Raw genomic sequence first — 17,289 nt, 5'->3', positions numbered from 1 at the left:
CGCGGCGGTACGTTTACCGCTCCGCCAGGGCCAGTCTCACGCCCAGCGAAGCAAAAACCCCCGCAGTCAACCAATCGAAATACCGCGCCACCCGCGGACGCGCCAGAATGAAGCTGCCGATGCTCCCGGCGAAGTAGCCGATCAGGCAAAAGATCACCACTGCCTGCACCATGAAGATGAGCCCCAGAAGCAGCATCTGGAGCGGGATGCGGCCCGCTGAAGGAGTCACGAACTGGGGGAGGAACGCCAGGAAGAACATGGCCACCTTCGGGTTCAGCACATTCATCACGAAACCGCGCCGGAAAAGGGCTGCAGCGGGAAGCTCATCCACCGCGGCAAGCCTGATGGCCGAGCGCTCCTTAAGGGTCTTGAAGGCCAGGTAGAGGAGGTACGCCGCCCCGGCGGACTTCACAACCGTAAAAGCAATTGCCGACGAATAGAACACCGCCGAGATGCCGAAGGCCGCCGCAGTCGTGTGCACGCTCACGCCGCTGCACATGCCGAGGGCCGTCACGATGGCCGGCTTGCGCCCCCGGGCGATTCCCTGGGTTATGACGAAAATGTTGTCGGGGCCGGGGGCCAAGGTCAGGGCAATGGATGCGCCGAGGAAGGCGAGGAGGGTGGAGAGGGGCATGGGAGTCCTTTCCGCAGATGAAGTGAGGCCTCATGGCGGGCGGCAGCGGCTGCTGCCCCCTGTTGCCGGCCATTATGACGGACTGGTCCCGCCGGCGCAAGAACTCACTTCTCAGCGGTGCGGTCCTCAGCCCCCTCCGATGGAACAGGCCGGCCCGGCAGCATACGCGCCGCCGTCGTTGCTGCCGCTGATGGCGCATGCCGAAATCTTCCTTCGCACCTCGGACGACCCGCAGTGTCCGCAAGTCGTTTCAGCCTCTCCGGCCCCCATCTTCTGGAGGCGGGAAAAGTCCTCCCCGCAACTCATGCACTGGTATTCATAGATCGGCATCGCATCATCTCCTTGCTTGATTCAATTATATAAAATATGCCATATATTCGCCTTCGAGTACAAGCCGGTTTTTCCGGTTGGGGGCGGTGCAACTGCGGCTGACCGAGGGCGTACAAAAGGGTGCATGAATCTGTCCACCGGAAAAACGGCCCGATTATTGGCCGTCGCCATGCCTGCCAACTCTCCGTGAGATAAGCGGAAAGCAGTTCCATCGATCATTTTTTACTTAGGAATTTTAATTGCAGATTATTAAAATTTGCGTATAGTTTCGGCCATATCCATTCTTCTTCATCGCATCGAGCCAGCCATGAAAACCCGTCTCATCCTCAAGCCCGGCCAGCGCGGCACAAAACGCCTGACAGACAAATACGGTGACGATCTAGTCTGCGTTCGCTACCGATACGACGCGGAAACACGGCAACGCCTGAAAACAATAGAACTGGTGCTGGAGCGAACCCCATGGGAACCGCCGCCGGAAAAGTTTTCAGCAGACACGGTTCTGGCGCTGCGCATTGAAGGATATGAAACGGAACAGCGCAAGAAGGTGAAAGCCGCCGGGGGAAATGGAATCCGGAAAAGCGTCTCTGGTACGTCAGATATGGCGCAATTGCGGGAACAGAATTGGAAAAGCATATATATGTATATACATAAGGATAAGTGGACAGTGCGCACCCACGCCGTTAGACTGACAAAAGCATGAAAAATCTACGTATTCCGTGTTGACATAGAGAGGATGATAAATGGAATTATACATTCCGAAGATTGTACTCGTTATGCAATTAGTGACAATCTTGCCATGGGTGGCGGAAAGCCGGGCTGAAACATACCAGTGGGTTGATCGTGAAGGAACTATTCATTTTAGTGACAACCCTCAATCTCTTCCAAAGCGAAGTCGCGCTTCTGTGCGTCATGATGTTGAAATGTCGAAAAATCACAATATACCGGAACCGAAAGAAGTAACTAAGGGGCAATTTAATGATAATAAGCAAGTTGATTTTATTCCAAAACAATCATCCTCCGCAGTTGATGGCAATTTAAGGCTCTTGTGGGAATCACACCGTAATGCCTTGGCTAGACATGACATAAAAACAGCGCTAGATATGATCCACCCAAGTGAACGGACGAGATACCAGCAAATGTTTGCCGCCTTGTCAGGAAAGCTACCCGAAATTGTTAGCACCTACCGTGAGCTCAATCTTGTAAGGTTGACAGGCAGAGGTGCACAATATGAGCTTGTGACAAGAGAAAACAAAAATAGGTATTCTTACCAAGTCGACTTTGTTAAAGATGATAATAACCAATGGTTCATATACAGTTACTAGCGCATTTTTTAAACACTAAGGCATTGATGCTTCAATAGATTTATGTCCAATCACGGGGTACTGCGGTGAAACCCGCAGCCCCCGTTACCCCTGGAAGCCTGAAAAGGGGACAGGAAGCCTGAAAAGGGGACAGAAGCCTGAAAAGGGGACAGGCAACTTTTTGAGGTAGTGAGATGCCAAGAATTGCACGAGGACATGCTGGCGGAGAAATTTACCACCTTATCAACCGTGGTAACGGGCGCCAGCAGGTGTTCCACAAGGATCAAGACTATCAGGCGTTTGTGAAGTTGCTCGGCGAGGCAGGCGAACGAATTCCAGTAACACTATTGGCGTACTGCTTGATGCCGAATCACTTCCATCTATTGGTCAAGCCAAACTCAGGAGCCGAGCTTAGTAGGTGGATGCAATGGCTGATGACAAGCCATGTCCGCCGGTATCACCGACATTATGGAACCAGCGGTCATGTTTGGCAGGGGAGATACAAGAGCTTTATCGTTCAGGAAGATGGTCATCTTCTGACGGTAATTCGCTACATAGAAGGGAATCCGGTTAAGGCCAACATTGTTGCTAGCGCAACGGACTGGAAGTGGAGTTCACACGCTTTCCGATCCATCGAGTGTAGTTTGTTGGGCGGACTGCCGATAGAGTTGCCGAGCCCGTGGACAGAGTACGTGAATACGCCTTTGACCGAGTCGGAATTGGACAAACTTCAGAACAGCATAGATCGCCAAACGCCATACGGAGAAGAAGCGTGGCAAGTAATGGTATGTAGAGAGCGTGGACTAGAATCGACAATGCGCAAACAGGGGCGCCCCCGAAAAGGAATTGGGGAAAAGTAGCCTGTCCCCTTTTCCTTATGCGAAAAGGAATTGGGGAAAAGTAGCCTGTCCCCTTTTCCTTATGCTGTCCCCTTTTCCTTATGCCGGGGAAATGTTTCTGAAGCGATATGAAAACGACAAATACGAGACGAATGTGTATAGCTGGGGCTTGGCCTTAAAGAGAGATAAAGGCAGTGTGGTAGTGAAGGGGGTGATGAAGGGTTCTCCCGCAGATAAGAGCGGGATCAAGGTGGGTGATGAGGTTTTTGCAGTCAACTCTTTGGACGTGAAACAATTATCCATGATCGATCTCATGGCTCTCTCTTTGGATGACATAATTGACCGGGTCGAGCTTGTCTATTCAGGCCATAGCGGCAGGAAGATGGTTGTGCTCAAGAAGGAAATGCTGCTGCCTGTCGTGAAATGATGGAAAATGGAGACGAATTTTATTGAGTGTAATGGAATGTTCCAATTCTCGAGTGGACGCGGGCGCGGCGGAAACCGAGCGCCGCGCCGGTTACGCTTATGCATGTTAAATCATGGGAGAAATAAGATGACAATCAAAGAACTTTTACTTCGGTTTTTCCCTTGGCTATTTAGTTCTGCTTATCGGCTTCGGACTGGCTCAAAGCTGGGAATGCCTTGCAGGCCATTAGAGTTCATAATGACGAGACATGTCCGCAATATTTTGTTTCTTATTTTGATGACTATCTTCCTGACAGCCAGTTACGGTTGTGGAGGAAGTGGGAGATCCGGCAACGACAATAGTTCCGGTAGCCTGACCGGAAGTGGAAAATAGAGAGAATGGGGGCCGTGTAATGCGCAGAGTCGTTACATTGATTGTTGTCGCATTTCTATTTTGTTTTTCCGCAGTCAGTTACGCATGGTCAGGGCATCTGCCGTTAAGCAAGGACCTTACGGTTCGGCTTTCATCCCTCAGCTCCCAGGGGCAGTTGCAGACTGTGTCCGAGACAGTTGCCAGGACCGATGCTCTTGGCAAGATAGCCTTTGGTTTTCCGACAGTTCCGTCTTCGGCAACAACACCGTTTTTGCATATCCAGATCATGGACGGCGAGAATGTTTTGCGGCAGGCTATCGTGCCGAGCCCGCAACCTGGTGGTGCTGTCGATGTAGGCGTCAGCGAAGTGACCGATCTTCAGGCACGTGCACTGCTGAAGGCTGCGGCACTATCCGGCAGGCTGACGCCAGTGTATATGCTTATTGCCCAGGCACTTCTGCGAACTCCTGTGGTCAGCACGACAGATGCTGAGGCCATTGGCCCTGCCATTGTGGCTGGAGTCGATGCAATGTCCGCTATCCTTGCAACGGATGGTTTAACCACTGACCAGCACGCCGCATTTATGGTTTCACTGAGAGAAGGTTTGGTAGTTGCTGCTGGACGCTATAGAAAATCAGTTGATGATTCGACTCCATTCGATCAGAACGTCGAGGCGTATCTGAGGGGCGAGGCGTATGCCGTACTCTTGCAGTCGTTGATCGACGCTGGCATTGATGCGAAAATGAACCTGGAAACAGTCTCAACTGCTTTTGCGGCAGCTGGTGCAGCAATTGAGACCGCACTGGAAAGCAATCCAGATGTCACTACTGTTTCAAGGGCAGTCATGCGGCTAGGGTACGTCACCGGCATTTTGAGTCTGAGCAACTACAGGGTAATACGGGAACTGGTTGACAGCCTCAAGTATGCCGGTTTTTCGCCACCTAAGTTTTCCAGGTTTTATTCTTTATTTGATTTGGTGTTGCTGAACACTACCAACAGCCTTAAGTCAAGCTCATTGGAAAATGACCTCCAAGGAGTACAGATCCAGGAATTAAATGCGGTAGCAAGGCAAGATTTGATGATGGTTAAGATTGCGCTTGAAAGTTATACGCTTTACACAAGCTCCGAGTATTCCGGGCTCATGCTTGAGATCACCATGCGCATGGCGGCCATGGGTGGGGGCATGGCCGGAATGACTCCTGAGCAACTGTTAGAAATTTTAGGGCGAGGGACTTCGATATTTGAGTTGCTAGCTCCCGAGCAACAGGCCCTATCCATGCCCGTTAACGTGCCGACCTTGATGCCATACGAACTGGCGGCTTGGGCATATATTCACATGGAGCCCGGTTTTGCTTACACACCGGTTGCGGGTCTCATCGATCAGCTCGTGAGCAAACCGACGGTCATTCCTCAGTTCGACAAACTGGGAGAACCTTACAAATCCTTGGCGTTACTTATGTATGATCTCAATTTGATTAGTAACTTGAGGTGGCAGGATCAGCAGGATGCCGATACCGCCCTTGAGGCGAACTCTTTGAATCCGCAACGTTGGTATCCTCTTGCCACCGTTAGGCAGATATTGGAGAACAATTACCAGCGATGGGACCTGGTCCGACAGCACATGTCCGGTTTATCACCGGAAGCAAAGAATGCATTGATTTATCTGGGAAGCTATAATCGTTTCGTTGCTTTTTAGACCCGGGACGGGCGGAAAAACCGCAACGGCTTAAGGGGTCAGACCTACACATTTGAGGGACTGAAAAGGGGACATGCTACTTTTTGAGGTCTATCCACCACCACTCTTATTTCCGGGCGAAAAAGCTGGTCATCAGGTTACGGTAGTTCGGGATGTGATTAGAGAACAGAGCACCCAACCCCTCAATGTCATTCCGCCAGTCACGGTGCAGTTCGCAGGCAACCCCAAACCAGCTCATCAACTGCACGCCGGCAGCTGCCATTCGAGCCCAGGCCGCATGACGCGTAACTTCATTGAAAGTCCCCGACGCGTCAGTGACTACGAATACTTCGTAGCCGGCCTCTACGGCGGAAAGCGCAGGGAACGCAACACATACCTCTGTCACGACACCTGCAATAATCAGCTGCTTGCGTTCCGTCTTTTCCACGGCATTCCGGAAATCTTCGTTGTCCCACGCATTGATCTGGCCCGGGCGCCTGATGCAGGCGGCATCGGGGAATGTCTCCTTGAGTTCCGGCACCAGTGGCCCGTTCGGCCCTTCCTCAAAGCTCGTGGTGAGAACAGTAGGCAGGTTAAAATATTTCGCAGCGTCCGCCAGAGCCAGGACATTGTTCTTAAATTCTCCGGGAGAAAAATCCTGCACCAGCGAGATCAGACCTGCCTGATGGTCTACAAGAATACATGCTGCTTTGTCCCTGGAGAGTCGAATGTACTTCGACGATTCGCTCATGATTTACCTCCTGTCGAAATCCCCCCCCCGAATTGCCGACACCTTGCTATGTGAGTGTAGCGCAAGAGAAAATGATGTCAAAGAAACGGGGAGTATCGGAAGTTTGTTCCTAGGGGGGGGCGGCGTTAGGAGGCGTTCGGGGCCGGACCAAACTAAATAATTAATGCACCGCTGCGGACTGAACAGGAAAAACCGGAAAAACCCGAAAAACCGGGACAGATTTATTTATGGGGAAAACCGGTGGGGAAAACCGGGACAGATTTATTTATTGCTAATGAAAGAGAAAGATAAAGCGGTTTTTCGCAGTTGTCCCTGATTTCCGGATTTTCGAGATCTGCCCCTGACCATGTTTGACAGAAATGCGCCGATTCCCCAAAAGCTGATATAATCTCTTCCTGTGCGGCACATCACTCCATGGGGGGAGAGGATATCGGTGCAGAATATTCGCAAGTTCGTGATTCCGGAGATCGTCTACGGCAATGGTTCCCTCGGTCTGGCCGGCCAATACGCCAATCGCTTCGATCTGCAAACCGTGATGGTGGTCAGCGACCCCGGCGTGGAGGCGGCCGGGTGGACTGCTAAGGTTGTAGACAGCCTGGCGGTTTCCGGCATTGCTGCGGTTCTCTTTACCCGGATCACTTCCAATCCCAAAGATCATGAGGTGATGGCCGGCGTCGCCCTGTACCGGGAGGCGGGCTGCGACGGTATTGTGGCCGTCGGCGGCGGCAGCCCCATGGATTGCGCGAAGGGAATCGGCATCGTCAGCTCGAACGACGGCACCATTCTCGACTACGCGGGGGTGGATCAGGTGCCGTTTCCCATGCCTCCCCTCATCTGCATTCCGACCACGGCCGGCTCTGCGGCCGACGTATCCCAGTTCGCCATTATCACCGATACGGCCGGGCAGCGCAAAACCGCCATTGTGAGCAAATCGCTCGTGCCGGATGTTTCCCTCATCGACCCGTTGCTGACCATGACCATGGCTCCGGATCTCACGGCCTGCACGGGGATGGATGCCCTGGTCCACGCCATCGAATCCTACGTTTCCAATGCCAGTTCGAGCTTCACGGACCTCCATGCCCTTGAGGCCATCCGGGCCATCCGGCAGAACCTTGCGGCAGCGTTCAGGGAGCCGGCTTCGCTGCCGGCGCGGGAGGCCATGATGTATGCCAGCACCCAGGCCGGCATGTCCTTCTCCAACGCCAGCCTCGGCGCCGTTCACGCCATGGCCCACAGCCTGGGGGGATTGCTCGATTCTCCCCATGGCGAATGCAATGCCCTCTTGCTGGAACACGTTATCCGTTACAATTTCCCTGCTGCCGCCGGGCGCTATCGCGCCATCGCCCAAGCGTTCGGCGTTGCGACTGCCGGCATGGACGACGAGTCGGCATGTGCCGCCCTGGTAAAAGGCATTGCCGAATTCAGGAAGAGCCTCGGCATTGCTGCGACCCTTGGTGATCAGGGGGTAACGAGAGCCCATCTGCCGCATCTGTCGGCCAAGGCCATGGAGGATGCGTGCATGGTGACCAATCCACGCCGCCCCACCCGGCAGGACATCGAGAGGATTTATGCGGCGGCGCTCTGATAATCCTGAAAACTGGGAGGAACTCCGCAACCGGATTATCGGGATGGGAGAACAGTCGTCCCGTAAAAGCTACTATCCGGAGCTCAAGGCTCGGCTGCACGAACTGGAGGAAACCAAGAAGTCCCTTGCGGATGTCAATGCCTTTCTCCAGACAGTAATGGATGCGGCCACCGAAGCGGCGATAATCGCCACAACGCCCGATGGCACCATCACCCTCTTCAACAGGGGGGCTGAAAGGCTGTTCGGGTACCGCGCCGAAGAAGTAATCGGCAGGCTGACCCCCCTCAGTTTTCATCTCGATGCCGAACTGGCCCGCCATGGTGAGGAGTTGAATGCTGCCTACGGTGTCTCTCCCGACGGTTTCAGGGGGCTTGTGGAACGCGCCGACCGTGAGGGCTCTGAAAAGCTGGAGTGGACCTGCCTCCATAAAGACGGCCGCCATATTTCCATCGAAGTGGTTGTGACGCCGATCCTCGAAAAAGGTGAAACCACCGGCTATCTCGGCATAGCCACGGACATCAGCCAGCGCAAGCAGGCCGAAGAGCGGCTGCGGCTATCGGAGCAGAAGTATGCCAGCATCTTTCACCTGATGCCGGATATGGTCGGCATCACCCGGATGGAGGACGGTGTCTTCATCGAGGTGAATAAAGGTTTCGAGCAGTGGACCGGATGGAAAAAGGAGGAGCTGGTCGGCCGTTCTTCACTCGACATCGGCCTGTGGTCCCCCGAGGCCAGGGCTCGGGCAGTGGCAATTACCCGGGAGCAGGGGCGGCTGGTGAATTACGAGTTTGTCCTCGGCACCAAGTCGGGGGAAAAACGCTCTGCCGTCATGTATCTGACCCCGATCACCATTCAGGGGGAAGAGTGCCTCTACTTCATGGTCCGTGACATAACGGAGAGCAAGCTGGCAGAGGCGGAGATCCTGCAACTCAACGAAACGCTGGAACAACGGGTCCACGAGCGCACCGCCCAGTTGGAGGCGGCCAACAAAGCCCTTGCCGAGGAAGTGGCGCATCGGCAGCAGATGCAGGACAAAGTCGAGCGGCTCAACAGGGACCTGCAGGAACGATCCGAGTCGCTGGAGCTTGTGAACAGGGAGCTCGAATCTTTCAGCTACTCGGTCTCCCACGACCTGAGGGCTCCATTGCGGCACATGGCCGGTTTCAGCAGGATACTCCTGGAGGATTACGGGGAGAAGCTGGATGCCGATGCCGTCGGTTACCTGCTCAGGATTGAACAGGCCGGAGACAAGATGGGGTTGCTGATCGATTCCCTGCTGCAACTCTCTCGCATCAGCCGGACGGAACTGGCGCTGCAGCAGGTTGACCTGTCCTCCCTGGCCAGGGAGGTTGTGGCCGAATTGCGGGAGCAATCCCCGGACCGGTTGGTGGAGGTGGAAATCGACGATGGCCTCTCTGTCATGGCCGATCCGGTTCTGGCAAGGGTAGCGCTCCAGAACCTCCTGGGGAACGCCTGGAAGTACACCCGTGGGGTCACGCCGGCGGTCATCGGATTTTTTGCCGAGGTAAAGGACGGCAAGAGATATTTCTGCGTACGGGACAATGGGGCGGGCTTCGACATGAGTTATGCGGGAAAGCTTTTCGGTGCCTTCCAGCGGCTCCACTCCGATCAGGAATTTGAAGGAACGGGCATTGGCCTGGCTACGGTTCAGCGAATCATTCACCGCCACGGCGGCGAGATCCGGGCCGAAGCGGAATCGGGCAATGGGGCAACCTTCAAGTTTACCCTTGGCTGATCGATCCCGTGAACCGGTCCGTCTTCGTGTCGATTCCGGCAAAATCACATCGAATGCGTTATACTGGGTAGCATCCTTCGAACAAGGAGCCCGGTATGACTATAATCCCTGCTTGCTGTCGATCCGTTCCGCAGTACGTTGTTTCCCTTTTTTTCATCATGCCTTTCATGCTGACCGGCGCGGCTCTGGCTGCCGACACATGCACCGGCTGCCACGGGGACGGAGCGGAAATGCTCCGTCTCGGTTTCCCCCACCTGACCGTGACCGCGGAGGAGGTGTCCCGGCAAGCGGGTATGGCTGCCGGCTGTGCCGACTGCCACTTGGGTGATCCGGCAAAGCAGGACCGCGAGGCGGCACACCGGGGCATGGGGCGGCTGCAACTGGTGCGCAAGAAGGGGCTGCTGGCCGAATCCGCGCAGCGCGGGGCTCCCCTGGAACTGACCGGCAATCCCATGACCCGCATCCAGCATCAAGTCATCAGGGACGGTGAGGTGGTCATCGACCCGAATGTCACCCTGGTCCTCTACCAGGATAAGCGTAAAGATAATCTTTCCCAGGATTTCGCCATAATGGAGAAGACCTGCGGCGCCTGTCATGCCAGGGAGTTCTCCGAGTTCACCCATAGCAATATGGGCCGCAATGCCAAACAAAGCAGTTACAAAAGCTGGATCGACCCGCAGCGCGGCCCCCATAACTGCGGCGCATGGTTCGACGGCAATTACGAACGGATTGCGGCGAACACGTCCGTCCCCTTCTCGCGGGAGCAAAACGCGCTGAACCAGCGCAGTTGCAATACCTGCCACGTGGGGTGCCTCGATTGCCACTACGATCCGCAGCCGAAGGACCCGGCCAACCCGAAGATGGGGATGCATACCTTTAACCGGGTGCCGAAGCCGGAAAGCTGCTACGGGGGCGGCCGCGGCCAGATCTGCCATGCCGGCCCGGAGGAGCGGCGCCGGGGGGCGGGCTATTTCGGCGGCAGCTATGCCAACCCCGAAGGGATGGAGCCGGACATCCATCAGGTGAAGAAGGTCGGCTGCCTCGATTGTCACGAGAACAGCGGGTCCAGGAGCGGACTGGGCCATGGAATGGTCAAGCGGCAGGGGCGTTGCGACAAATGCCACGAGCGGCAGGTCGCCGGCCATAAACTATCGCTGCACAAGTCGCTTTCCTGCGAGGCATGCCACATCCGGAACATTTCCGGCTACCAGGGAACCTTCTGGGGGCCGGGGAAGCTGGCCGGTTCGGACACCCCGTATTTCAAGTACAAGGAATATTATGGAATCATGAAGGAGCCCATTCTGATACGCGATCAGAAAGGGCGCTGGATACCGGTGAAGCCGTTTCCGATGGCGGTCCTGAATCAGAAGAAGTCGGCGTTGAAACCGGGCCTGCACTGGCGCTGGCCCAAGAATTTGCCCGACTTCCAGCGCACCGACGATGCTTACGGGTATGTGGGGTTGTTCGGCGGGTTGCCCGGGAACAATCGGGCGCTGTTATGGATCCAGATGGACAAGGTTTCCCACAAATACGGGAAAAGCCGCCCCTGCGCCTCCTGTCACGAGTTGCCCGGCGGCGAGCAGCGCCAGCATGTGGAATGGGACTTCACCGACGCCGGAGCGTTGCCGTTCAGCGGCAGTCACACGGTGTTTGCGGGGAAAAAAGGTCTCTCCATCAGGGAGATGAAGTCGGAACAGATTGAAGTTCTAGATGGCTACCGGCTGTCAAGCCTTGCCCCCTGGGTCTATCTGAAGGACCGCTGGCGGATCGGGGGCGATTTCTCCCTGCCGGCGCTCAGGGACCGGAAGCTCTACAACCTGACCAGTGAGGATGCCGCCAGGGCGCGCCAGGAGAAGGTGGTGCATTGACGGGGCGGTGGGGTGAATGGGGCTGCTGCGGCATCCTTACAGCTTGAACTGTCTGACCAGTCGCTGAAGTTCATCCGACTGGCTTGAAAGCGTGCCGGCCGCCTGGGCTGTTTCCGCAGCGCCCTGTGCGGTCTGCTGGACAACCACGGTAACCTGCTGGATGTTGGAGGATATTTCGCCGGTAGTGGCGGTCTGCTGTTCGGCGGCGGTGGCTATCTGGTTGAGCTGCATGGTTACGTCGTTAATCTGTTGGAGTATCTGCTCCAGGGAATTGCCGGATTTGTCGGAATATTCAGTTCCCTTCTCCACTTCGGCCACACCTTCATCCATTGCTGCGACTGCCCCCAGGGTTTCATGCTGGATGGTCTTGATCATTTCGGCAATCTCGCGGGTGGCGCGGGTTGTGCGCTCTGCGAGGGCCCGCACTTCGTCCGCCACGACGGCGAAGCCGCGCCCCTGTTCTCCCGCCCTGGCGGCTTCGATGGCGGCATTCAGCGCCAGAAGGTTGGTCTGGTCGGCGATATCCTGAATTGTCCCGATGATCTGCCCGATCTGGTCGGACCGGGCGCCCAATCCCTCAACGGTTTTTGCCGCATCCTTCACCCTGGTCGTGATGCGCCCCATGCACTCGGTGGCCTGGCGGACAACTTCCGCGCCTGTCTGTGCGGCGTCGCTGGCTCTGGAAGAGTTCTCCGCGGCGGTCATGCAGTTGTTGGCTATTTCGGCCGAAGTGGCGGCCATCTCTTCACTGGCCACGGCAACCGTGTTGGTCTGGGTCGCAACATTGTCCGTGCCTGCGGCGATCTGGTCGGCGTTGGCCTGAAGTTGCCGCGACGCCATGGCAACCTCTTCCGATGTGTGGGAGATCTGGGAGACGATTTCACGGATGGTCGTCTGAAGTGTGCCGATGGAGCGGATTATGCTGCTTATCTCGTTGTTGCGCTTGGGCGCGATTGTTTGCGTCAGGTCGCCGCTGGTCAAGTGCGCCAGGTAACCTAGAATCCGGTCGAGGGCATCGTTGACCGTCTTGAAGAGCAGTGCGCTGAAGATAATTCCGAGCAGCACGAAAATGGCCGTGGACGTTACGGCCTGGGCGGTCGACAACGACCGCCCCGCTACTACTGCAAGGACAATGCAGGCGCTGTAGCACACGCAGAGGAGAATGATCCGAGTGCGAATTTTCAGGTGAAGGTATAAGTTGAGTAGGAAACTCATGTTTGTCTCCGCTGTTCACCGGTGATACTTGAGGTTTTTTATATCTATCGGCAAAGTTGCTGATTACTTTAGCGAAAAATATACTTTTTGGTAAAAATATAGAAAAAACAGCGCTTTAATAGCATCTTCCGGAATTTTGCCCCTTACTCGTCCGCTGCCGATTATAATAATGGTTTTCCCGAGGTGGATTCAATGGCGAAAATACGCATATGCGTCAATGATATGATGCAGACGAACTATGTCTATTACCTGACGGAACCGATGGGCAAGAACTTTCATCCCGACTTCAGACCAGATCTGACGCCGCGGGAGATGCTCGAACTGGGTGTGTTCGGCAGAAAATACATGACCGACTGCACCGGGGAGTTCCCCGAAGACTGGTTTGCCAATGCCAGGCTTTGCCACGAGCGCCATCGGCCCGAGTTGAATTTTTTCGGGGTCAATGCCTCGAAACCGCTTTCCTACTGGAGAGAAAAGGGATGGATTCACACCGATGACCCGCGGGGATGGTTCCAGTGGTACTGCCGCTACTACATGGGGCGGCGCTGCTCCGATGATGAGCGTCAGATCAAGCGGTGGAAGGCGATGGCGCGGCATGTGGCGCAGTTGCGGAAACACTGCCCGGAGGGGCTCCTTTCCTGCCGCAGGAAGCAGCGCCAGGCGCTTCTGCACTGGGCCTACGACAGCCGGAAAATTTGAGCTGCCCCGGCCGCCGGGAATATGAGCAGCAAGATGGCGGAGTGAATTTTCACGGCAAAGTAACCGGGCAGGTAAACCTTACGCCATCACTTTGCGTTATACTTGACAACGTTCGGGCATTTTTTATCCAAGGAGGAACACCATGAAAAGAATTCTTATTGCCCTTGCTGCCATCTCCATTTGGGGAATTCCGGCCATAAGCTCGGCGACCCCGCCCCGGCCCGGGGGATACCTTGCCGGTTTTCTGGGGGTGAACTTTCCCCGGGATGCCGATGTTTCCACCTATGATTATGCTTTTGATGAGAGCTATGATGACGATGTCGAGTTCGATCCCGGCATCGCGGTGGGGGGTGCCGTGGGGTATGATTACGGATTCCTCCGCCTGGAGGGGGAGATTTCCTATCGGCATGCGGAAATTTCCTCTGTCACCGATGCCCCGACCGGGGCGTCTTACCGCGGTGTGGATGGTGATTTCGGAACGCTGGCGTTCATGGCCAACGCCTTCTTTGATCTGCACAACAATTCCCCTATTACGCCCTACTGGGGGGGCGGCGTTGGCTTTGCCGTCCTGAGTGCCAGTGATGTCACAAGTGCCGATGGCCTGCTCTACGAAGAGGGTGAGGATACCGTATTCGCCTACCAGGCGGGCGCCGGGGTGGAGATTGCCCTCAACCCGTTTCTCTCCCTCGACCTGGGGTATCGCTACTTCGGTACGGCAAAAGGGACCATTGACGATGACTCGGACCTCTCGACAAAGTTCAAGATGGAGAGCCATAACGCTCTGATGGGGGTCAGGTTCAAGTTCTAGGCCTGTTTGCGGCAAGGAAGGGAGAAAGCCCGCTGCGAGCGGGCTTTATTTGTCTGGAGCGTGAAGGGGAGGCATATGGAGCAGCGCATTCAGGAAGAAATCAGACGTTTTGTGGCGGAGAGCCCCGCGAACCGTTTCCACGACGATGACGGCCCCTACTTCGATGAGCCCCTCGTGGGGTTCGCCGCGGCCGATGACCCGCTTTTTTGCCAATACAAGCGGATCATCGGCGATTTTCATCTGACGCCGGGCGAGCTCCTGGAAGGGGCGGCAACGGTCATCGTATGGGTGTTGCCGGTTGCGGAGGCCACGCGGATGAGCAATCGGCTGGAAAGCGACCTGCCTTCCCGCAAATGGGCGCTCACCCGCAGCCACGGCGAGACCCTGAACGGCCTGCTCCGGAGGCACCTGACGGCGTATCTCGAAGGGCTCGGCCGCCGGGCCGTGGCGCCCCAGTATTCCCCCCTCTGGCTGGAGTTGCCCGAAACCCCTGCCGGCATTGCCTCCACCTGGTCCGAGCGCCATGCGGCCTATGCCGCCGGGCTCGGCACCTTCAGCCTCTCCGACGGCCTGATTACGGAGCGGGGTGTCGCGCATCGGGTCGGGAGCGTCATCACCGACCTGATGTTTTCTCCCACCCCCCGTACGTTTGCAAGTCATCGCCACAACTGTCTCCGGTACCGGGAGGGGACCTGCGGCCTCTGCATCGGCCGCTGTCCCGTGGGGGCCATCACCTTTGCGGGGCACGACAAGGCGCTCTGCCGTGAATTTGTCTACGGGACGGCTCCCCGCCGGGTAGCGGAGCGCTATGGCGTCCCCCATACCGGTTGCGGCCTCTGCCAGACCCGTGTCCCGTGCGAAGCAACCGTGCCCCGCGGGAAAAAATCAATGGTATAAAAAATTTTAACTGGACGCGGCGTGTCGTGGTGATTAAAATGGAATGAACGTTCATTCCGTATTAAGAAGGTGTAACGATATGCTGAAGCCAGACAAGCGTGATGAAATCCTGAGAGCAGCCATCAAGCTGATTGCCGAGTACGGCTTTCACGGCGCTCCCATGGCAATGATTGCCGTCCGTGCAGGGGTGGGCGCCGGGACCATCTACCGTTATTTCGAAAACAAGGATGTGCTCATCAATGAGCTGTATCGGGAACTGGAAGATAAAATAAGAAAGTATATCCTGTCTGGATATTCGACGGAAAGGCCAATCCGTGAGCGTTTCGTGCACCTGAATACGAAGCTGTTCCGCTTCTTTATCGAGTTTCCCCTCCATTTCCGCTATTTGGAACAGTTTCACAATTCACCATACGGGGCGGCTTACCGCAGGGACAAGATACTCGGTGAATCCGACGAGAAGGACGTGTTTATGAGGCTCTTCGAGGATGGGTTGGCGCAACAGGTCATGAAAGATCTTCCTATACTCATACTGTTTTGCCTCTCCTTCGGCCCCCTTATCACTTCGATGAGGGATCACATCCTCGGTTTCATAAGCCTTGATGACATCATGATCGAGCGCATTACCGAAGCCTGCTGGGACGGAGTGAAGCGGTAGCATTGGCGGAAAAAATGTTCCGGGCTTCGTTTTTATCGCTGGAGTGAATGTTCCTTCTTTTTCTTGTGGCTGACAACCCCCGAAAATGGTGTGCCTGCCTGCGAAGGGATGAATCCGATGACGTTGTTTATTGTATTGATGATGGTGGTATGGGCAATTATCGCGATTATCGCGTTAGGCATGAAAGGCAAGTAACCGGTGAGTCGAACCGGCAATTTATTCACAGTACAGGGGTACTTATGCAATTCACCAACAGAGCACGACTGATTACTGTAACTGGATTACTGCTTGCCGGCATGGTGGTGGCCGGTTGCGGAAAGAAAAAAGACGCCGGCGCGCCTCCGCAGGGTCCTCCCGAAGTGGCGGTGGTTACGATCCAACCCCAGCGCGTGGCATTGACTACGGAGTTGCCGGGCCGGACGTCGTCCTATCTCATTGCCGAGGTGAGGCCCCAGGTTGGCGGGATTATCCAGAAGCGCCTCTTTACCGAGGGGACCGATGTGAAGGCGGGGCAGGTGCTGTACCAGATCGATCCCTCAACTTACCAGGCGGCATATGCCAGCGCCAAGGCGGCCCTGGTGAGGGCGGAAGCCAATCTCATCCCGGCACGGCTCAGGGAGGAGCGTTTCCGCGATCTTGTTAAAGTCAAGGCCGTGAGCCAGCAGGATTATGACGATGCCCATGCCGCCCTCAAACAGGCAGAGGCCGATGTGGCCAGCGCCAAGGCGGCGGTGGAGACGGCCCGCATAAATCTCGCCTACACCAGGGTGACGGCTCCCATTTCCGGCCGGATCGGCCGCTCGACCGTCACCGACGGCGCCTTGGCTACCGCAAACCAGGCCCAGGCCCTGGCGACGATTCAGCAGATCAGCTCCATGTATGTGGATGTGACCCAGTCCAGTTCCGAACTGCTGAACCTGAAGCGCAACCTGGCCAGCGGGCTGCTGAAAAACGGCGCTGCGGCCCAGGCAAAGGTCAACCTGCTGCTGGAAGACGGAACCCCGTATGTATTGCCGGGGACCCTGAAGTTCTCGGAGGTTACCGTTGACCAGAGTACCGGATCGATTACCCTGCGGGCGGTATTCCCTAACCCGCAACAGACTCTTCTTCCCGGCATGTTCGTGCGCGCCATCGTGAAGGAGGGGGTTAGCGAGCAGGCGATCCTGGTGCCCCAGCGGGGTGTAAGCCGGAATCCGAATGGGGAAGCCACCGCCCTGGTGGTGGGTGCGGGCGACAAGGTCGAACAGCGGGTTATCAAAGTTGTCCGGACGGTTGGGAATAACTGGCTGGTGAACGACGGGCTCAAGGCCGGCGACCGCGTCATCGTCGAAGGAATCCAGAGGGCCAAGCCGGGTACGCAGGTCAAGGCGGTGGCGTTCGAGGCGAAGTCTGAAGCGGCGCCTGCCGTGGCTGCCGGTGGAAATAAAAAATAATATGGAATCTGCCACTGAGACACAGAGGCTCGGAGAAGTACTTAAAAATTCTGTTTTTGGATTAA

18 protein-coding genes are annotated in these 17,289 nt (G+C 56.0%); 13 read left to right on the top strand and 5 right to left on the bottom strand.

All coding sequences use genetic code 11. The annotated features are described in order from the left end of the window. Positions 1–13: 13 nt before the first annotated feature. Positions 14–634, bottom strand: coding sequence for a LysE family translocator (locus JZM60_RS01640; protein ID WP_207163813.1), 621 nt, complete (start codon positions 632–634; stop codon positions 14–16). A 126-nt stretch (positions 635–760) separates the two neighbouring features. Next, positions 761–964 (bottom strand): FmdB family zinc ribbon protein, encoded by a 204-nt coding sequence (locus tag JZM60_RS01635; protein ID WP_207163812.1) that lies wholly within the window; start codon positions 962–964, stop codon positions 761–763. Positions 965–1,271: 307 nt separating this feature from the next. Here JZM60_RS01635 and JZM60_RS01630 point away from each other — a divergent pair, with 307 nt between their 5' ends. The 5 genes from JZM60_RS01630 (at position 1,272) to JZM60_RS01610 (ending at position 5,578) form a co-directional block, all read left to right on the top strand. Beyond that, positions 1,272–1,664, top strand: coding sequence for a hypothetical protein (locus tag JZM60_RS01630; protein ID WP_241426328.1), 393 nt, complete (start codon positions 1,272–1,274; stop codon positions 1,662–1,664). Positions 1,665–1,704: 40 nt separating this feature from the next. Next, positions 1,705–2,286 carry a DUF4124 domain-containing protein gene (locus JZM60_RS01625; RefSeq protein ID WP_207163811.1) on the top strand — a complete coding sequence of 194 codons (582 nt, stop codon included), beginning with the start codon at positions 1,705–1,707 and terminating at the stop codon, positions 2,284–2,286. A 173-nt stretch (positions 2,287–2,459) separates the two neighbouring features. Next, positions 2,460–3,125, top strand: a complete 666-nt coding sequence (locus JZM60_RS01620; protein WP_207163810.1) for an REP-associated tyrosine transposase — start codon at positions 2,460–2,462, stop codon at positions 3,123–3,125. A 91-nt stretch (positions 3,126–3,216) separates the two neighbouring features. Continuing rightward, positions 3,217–3,531, top strand: coding sequence for a PDZ domain-containing protein (locus tag JZM60_RS01615; RefSeq protein WP_207163809.1), 315 nt, complete (start codon positions 3,217–3,219; stop codon positions 3,529–3,531). A 391-nt stretch (positions 3,532–3,922) separates the two neighbouring features. After that, entirely contained in the window at positions 3,923–5,578 is a 1,656-nt protein-coding gene (locus JZM60_RS01610; RefSeq protein ID WP_207163808.1) for a hypothetical protein, read from the top strand. Positions 5,579–5,684: 106 nt separating this feature from the next. Here the strand turns inward: JZM60_RS01610 and ycaC are convergent, their stop codons facing one another. Beyond that, on the bottom strand, positions 5,685–6,308 hold the full coding sequence (gene ycaC / locus JZM60_RS01605) for an isochorismate family cysteine hydrolase YcaC (RefSeq protein WP_207163807.1): 624 nt from the start codon (positions 6,306–6,308) through the stop codon (positions 5,685–5,687). A 433-nt stretch (positions 6,309–6,741) separates the two neighbouring features. On the opposite strand from ycaC, the gene ercA reads away from it, so the two are divergent. The 3 genes from ercA (at position 6,742) to JZM60_RS01590 (ending at position 11,517) form a co-directional block, all read left to right on the top strand. Next, a complete protein-coding gene (ercA, locus tag JZM60_RS01600; RefSeq protein ID WP_241426327.1) occupies positions 6,742–7,893 on the top strand; it encodes an alcohol dehydrogenase-like regulatory protein ErcA in 1,152 nt (383 codons plus the stop codon). After that, a complete protein-coding gene (locus tag JZM60_RS01595; RefSeq protein WP_207163806.1) occupies positions 7,877–9,649 on the top strand; it encodes a sensor histidine kinase in 1,773 nt (590 codons plus the stop codon). Before ercA ends, JZM60_RS01595 begins: the two co-directional genes overlap by 17 nt. A gap of 158 nt (positions 9,650–9,807) precedes the next feature. After that, complete coding sequence (locus JZM60_RS01590) at positions 9,808–11,517, top strand: cytochrome c3 family protein (protein ID WP_241426326.1); 1,710 nt, start codon at positions 9,808–9,810, stop codon at positions 11,515–11,517. A gap of 36 nt (positions 11,518–11,553) precedes the next feature. Here the strand turns inward: JZM60_RS01590 and JZM60_RS01585 are convergent, their stop codons facing one another. Then, positions 11,554–12,732, bottom strand: a complete 1,179-nt coding sequence (locus JZM60_RS01585; protein WP_207163804.1) for a methyl-accepting chemotaxis protein — start codon at positions 12,730–12,732, stop codon at positions 11,554–11,556. 192 nt (positions 12,733–12,924) lie between these two features. Between JZM60_RS01585 and JZM60_RS01580 the strand changes: the two genes are divergently transcribed. The 4 genes from JZM60_RS01580 to JZM60_RS01565 all read left to right on the top strand — a co-directional run bounded on the left by JZM60_RS01580 (position 12,925) and on the right by JZM60_RS01565 (position 15,791). Further along, complete coding sequence (locus JZM60_RS01580) at positions 12,925–13,431, top strand: hypothetical protein (protein ID WP_207163803.1); 507 nt, start codon at positions 12,925–12,927, stop codon at positions 13,429–13,431. A 142-nt stretch (positions 13,432–13,573) separates the two neighbouring features. Continuing rightward, positions 13,574–14,239 carry an outer membrane protein gene (locus JZM60_RS01575; RefSeq protein ID WP_207163802.1) on the top strand — a complete coding sequence of 222 codons (666 nt, stop codon included), beginning with the start codon at positions 13,574–13,576 and terminating at the stop codon, positions 14,237–14,239. A gap of 75 nt (positions 14,240–14,314) precedes the next feature. Next, on the top strand, positions 14,315–15,136 hold the full coding sequence (locus JZM60_RS01570) for an epoxyqueuosine reductase (protein ID WP_207163801.1): 822 nt from the start codon (positions 14,315–14,317) through the stop codon (positions 15,134–15,136). Positions 15,137–15,215: 79 nt separating this feature from the next. Continuing rightward, positions 15,216–15,791, top strand: a complete 576-nt coding sequence (locus JZM60_RS01565) for a TetR/AcrR family transcriptional regulator (RefSeq protein ID WP_207163800.1) — start codon at positions 15,216–15,218, stop codon at positions 15,789–15,791. A 32-nt stretch (positions 15,792–15,823) separates the two neighbouring features. Here JZM60_RS01565 and JZM60_RS01560 read toward each other — a convergent pair whose 3' ends face one another. After that, on the bottom strand, positions 15,824–15,973 hold the full coding sequence (locus JZM60_RS01560) for a hypothetical protein (protein WP_207163799.1): 150 nt from the start codon (positions 15,971–15,973) through the stop codon (positions 15,824–15,826). 57 nt (positions 15,974–16,030) lie between these two features. On the opposite strand from JZM60_RS01560, the gene JZM60_RS01555 reads away from it, so the two are divergent. Continuing rightward, positions 16,031–17,224, top strand: a complete 1,194-nt coding sequence (locus JZM60_RS01555) for an efflux RND transporter periplasmic adaptor subunit (protein ID WP_207163798.1) — start codon at positions 16,031–16,033, stop codon at positions 17,222–17,224. The last annotated feature ends 65 nt before the right edge of the window (positions 17,225–17,289 follow it).

The organism is Geobacter benzoatilyticus, assembly GCF_017338855.1.
GTDB classification, from domain to species: Bacteria; Desulfobacterota; Desulfuromonadia; order Geobacterales; family Geobacteraceae; genus Geobacter; species Geobacter benzoatilyticus.
The sequence above is the reverse complement of the archived record's forward strand: the minus strand, read 5'-3'. Positions and strand labels throughout refer to the sequence as shown.

What these genes read in the sequence shown, in the direction of transcription:
- JZM60_RS01590 (WP_241426326.1), top strand. Translation starts at nt 9,808, where the DNA reads ATGCCTTTCATGCTGACCGGCGCGGCTCTGGCTGCCGACACATGCACC.
- JZM60_RS01595 (WP_207163806.1), top strand. Translation starts at nt 7,877, where the DNA reads ATGCGGCGGCGCTCTGATAATCCTGAAAACTGGGAGGAACTCCGCAAC.
- JZM60_RS01610 (WP_207163808.1), top strand. Translation starts at nt 3,923, where the DNA reads ATGCGCAGAGTCGTTACATTGATTGTTGTCGCATTTCTATTTTGTTTT.
- JZM60_RS01635 (WP_207163812.1), bottom strand. Translation starts at nt 964, where the DNA reads ATGCCGATCTATGAATACCAGTGCATGAGTTGCGGGGAGGACTTTTCC.
- JZM60_RS01580 (WP_207163803.1), top strand. Translation starts at nt 12,925, where the DNA reads ATGGCGAAAATACGCATATGCGTCAATGATATGATGCAGACGAACTAT.
- JZM60_RS01625 (WP_207163811.1), top strand. Translation starts at nt 1,705, where the DNA reads ATGGAATTATACATTCCGAAGATTGTACTCGTTATGCAATTAGTGACA.
- JZM60_RS01570 (WP_207163801.1), top strand. Translation starts at nt 14,315, where the DNA reads ATGGAGCAGCGCATTCAGGAAGAAATCAGACGTTTTGTGGCGGAGAGC.
- JZM60_RS01615 (WP_207163809.1), top strand. Translation starts at nt 3,217, where the DNA reads ATGTTTCTGAAGCGATATGAAAACGACAAATACGAGACGAATGTGTAT.
- JZM60_RS01555 (WP_207163798.1), top strand. Translation starts at nt 16,031, where the DNA reads ATGCAATTCACCAACAGAGCACGACTGATTACTGTAACTGGATTACTG.
- ycaC (WP_207163807.1), bottom strand. Translation starts at nt 6,308, where the DNA reads ATGAGCGAATCGTCGAAGTACATTCGACTCTCCAGGGACAAAGCAGCA.
- JZM60_RS01640 (WP_207163813.1), bottom strand. Translation starts at nt 634, where the DNA reads ATGCCCCTCTCCACCCTCCTCGCCTTCCTCGGCGCATCCATTGCCCTG.
- JZM60_RS01560 (WP_207163799.1), bottom strand. Translation starts at nt 15,973, where the DNA reads ATGCCTAACGCGATAATCGCGATAATTGCCCATACCACCATCATCAAT.
- JZM60_RS01575 (WP_207163802.1), top strand. Translation starts at nt 13,574, where the DNA reads ATGAAAAGAATTCTTATTGCCCTTGCTGCCATCTCCATTTGGGGAATT.
- JZM60_RS01565 (WP_207163800.1), top strand. Translation starts at nt 15,216, where the DNA reads ATGCTGAAGCCAGACAAGCGTGATGAAATCCTGAGAGCAGCCATCAAG.
- JZM60_RS01620 (WP_207163810.1), top strand. Translation starts at nt 2,460, where the DNA reads ATGCCAAGAATTGCACGAGGACATGCTGGCGGAGAAATTTACCACCTT.
- JZM60_RS01585 (WP_207163804.1), bottom strand. Translation starts at nt 12,732, where the DNA reads ATGAGTTTCCTACTCAACTTATACCTTCACCTGAAAATTCGCACTCGG.
- JZM60_RS01630 (WP_241426328.1), top strand. Translation starts at nt 1,272, where the DNA reads ATGAAAACCCGTCTCATCCTCAAGCCCGGCCAGCGCGGCACAAAACGC.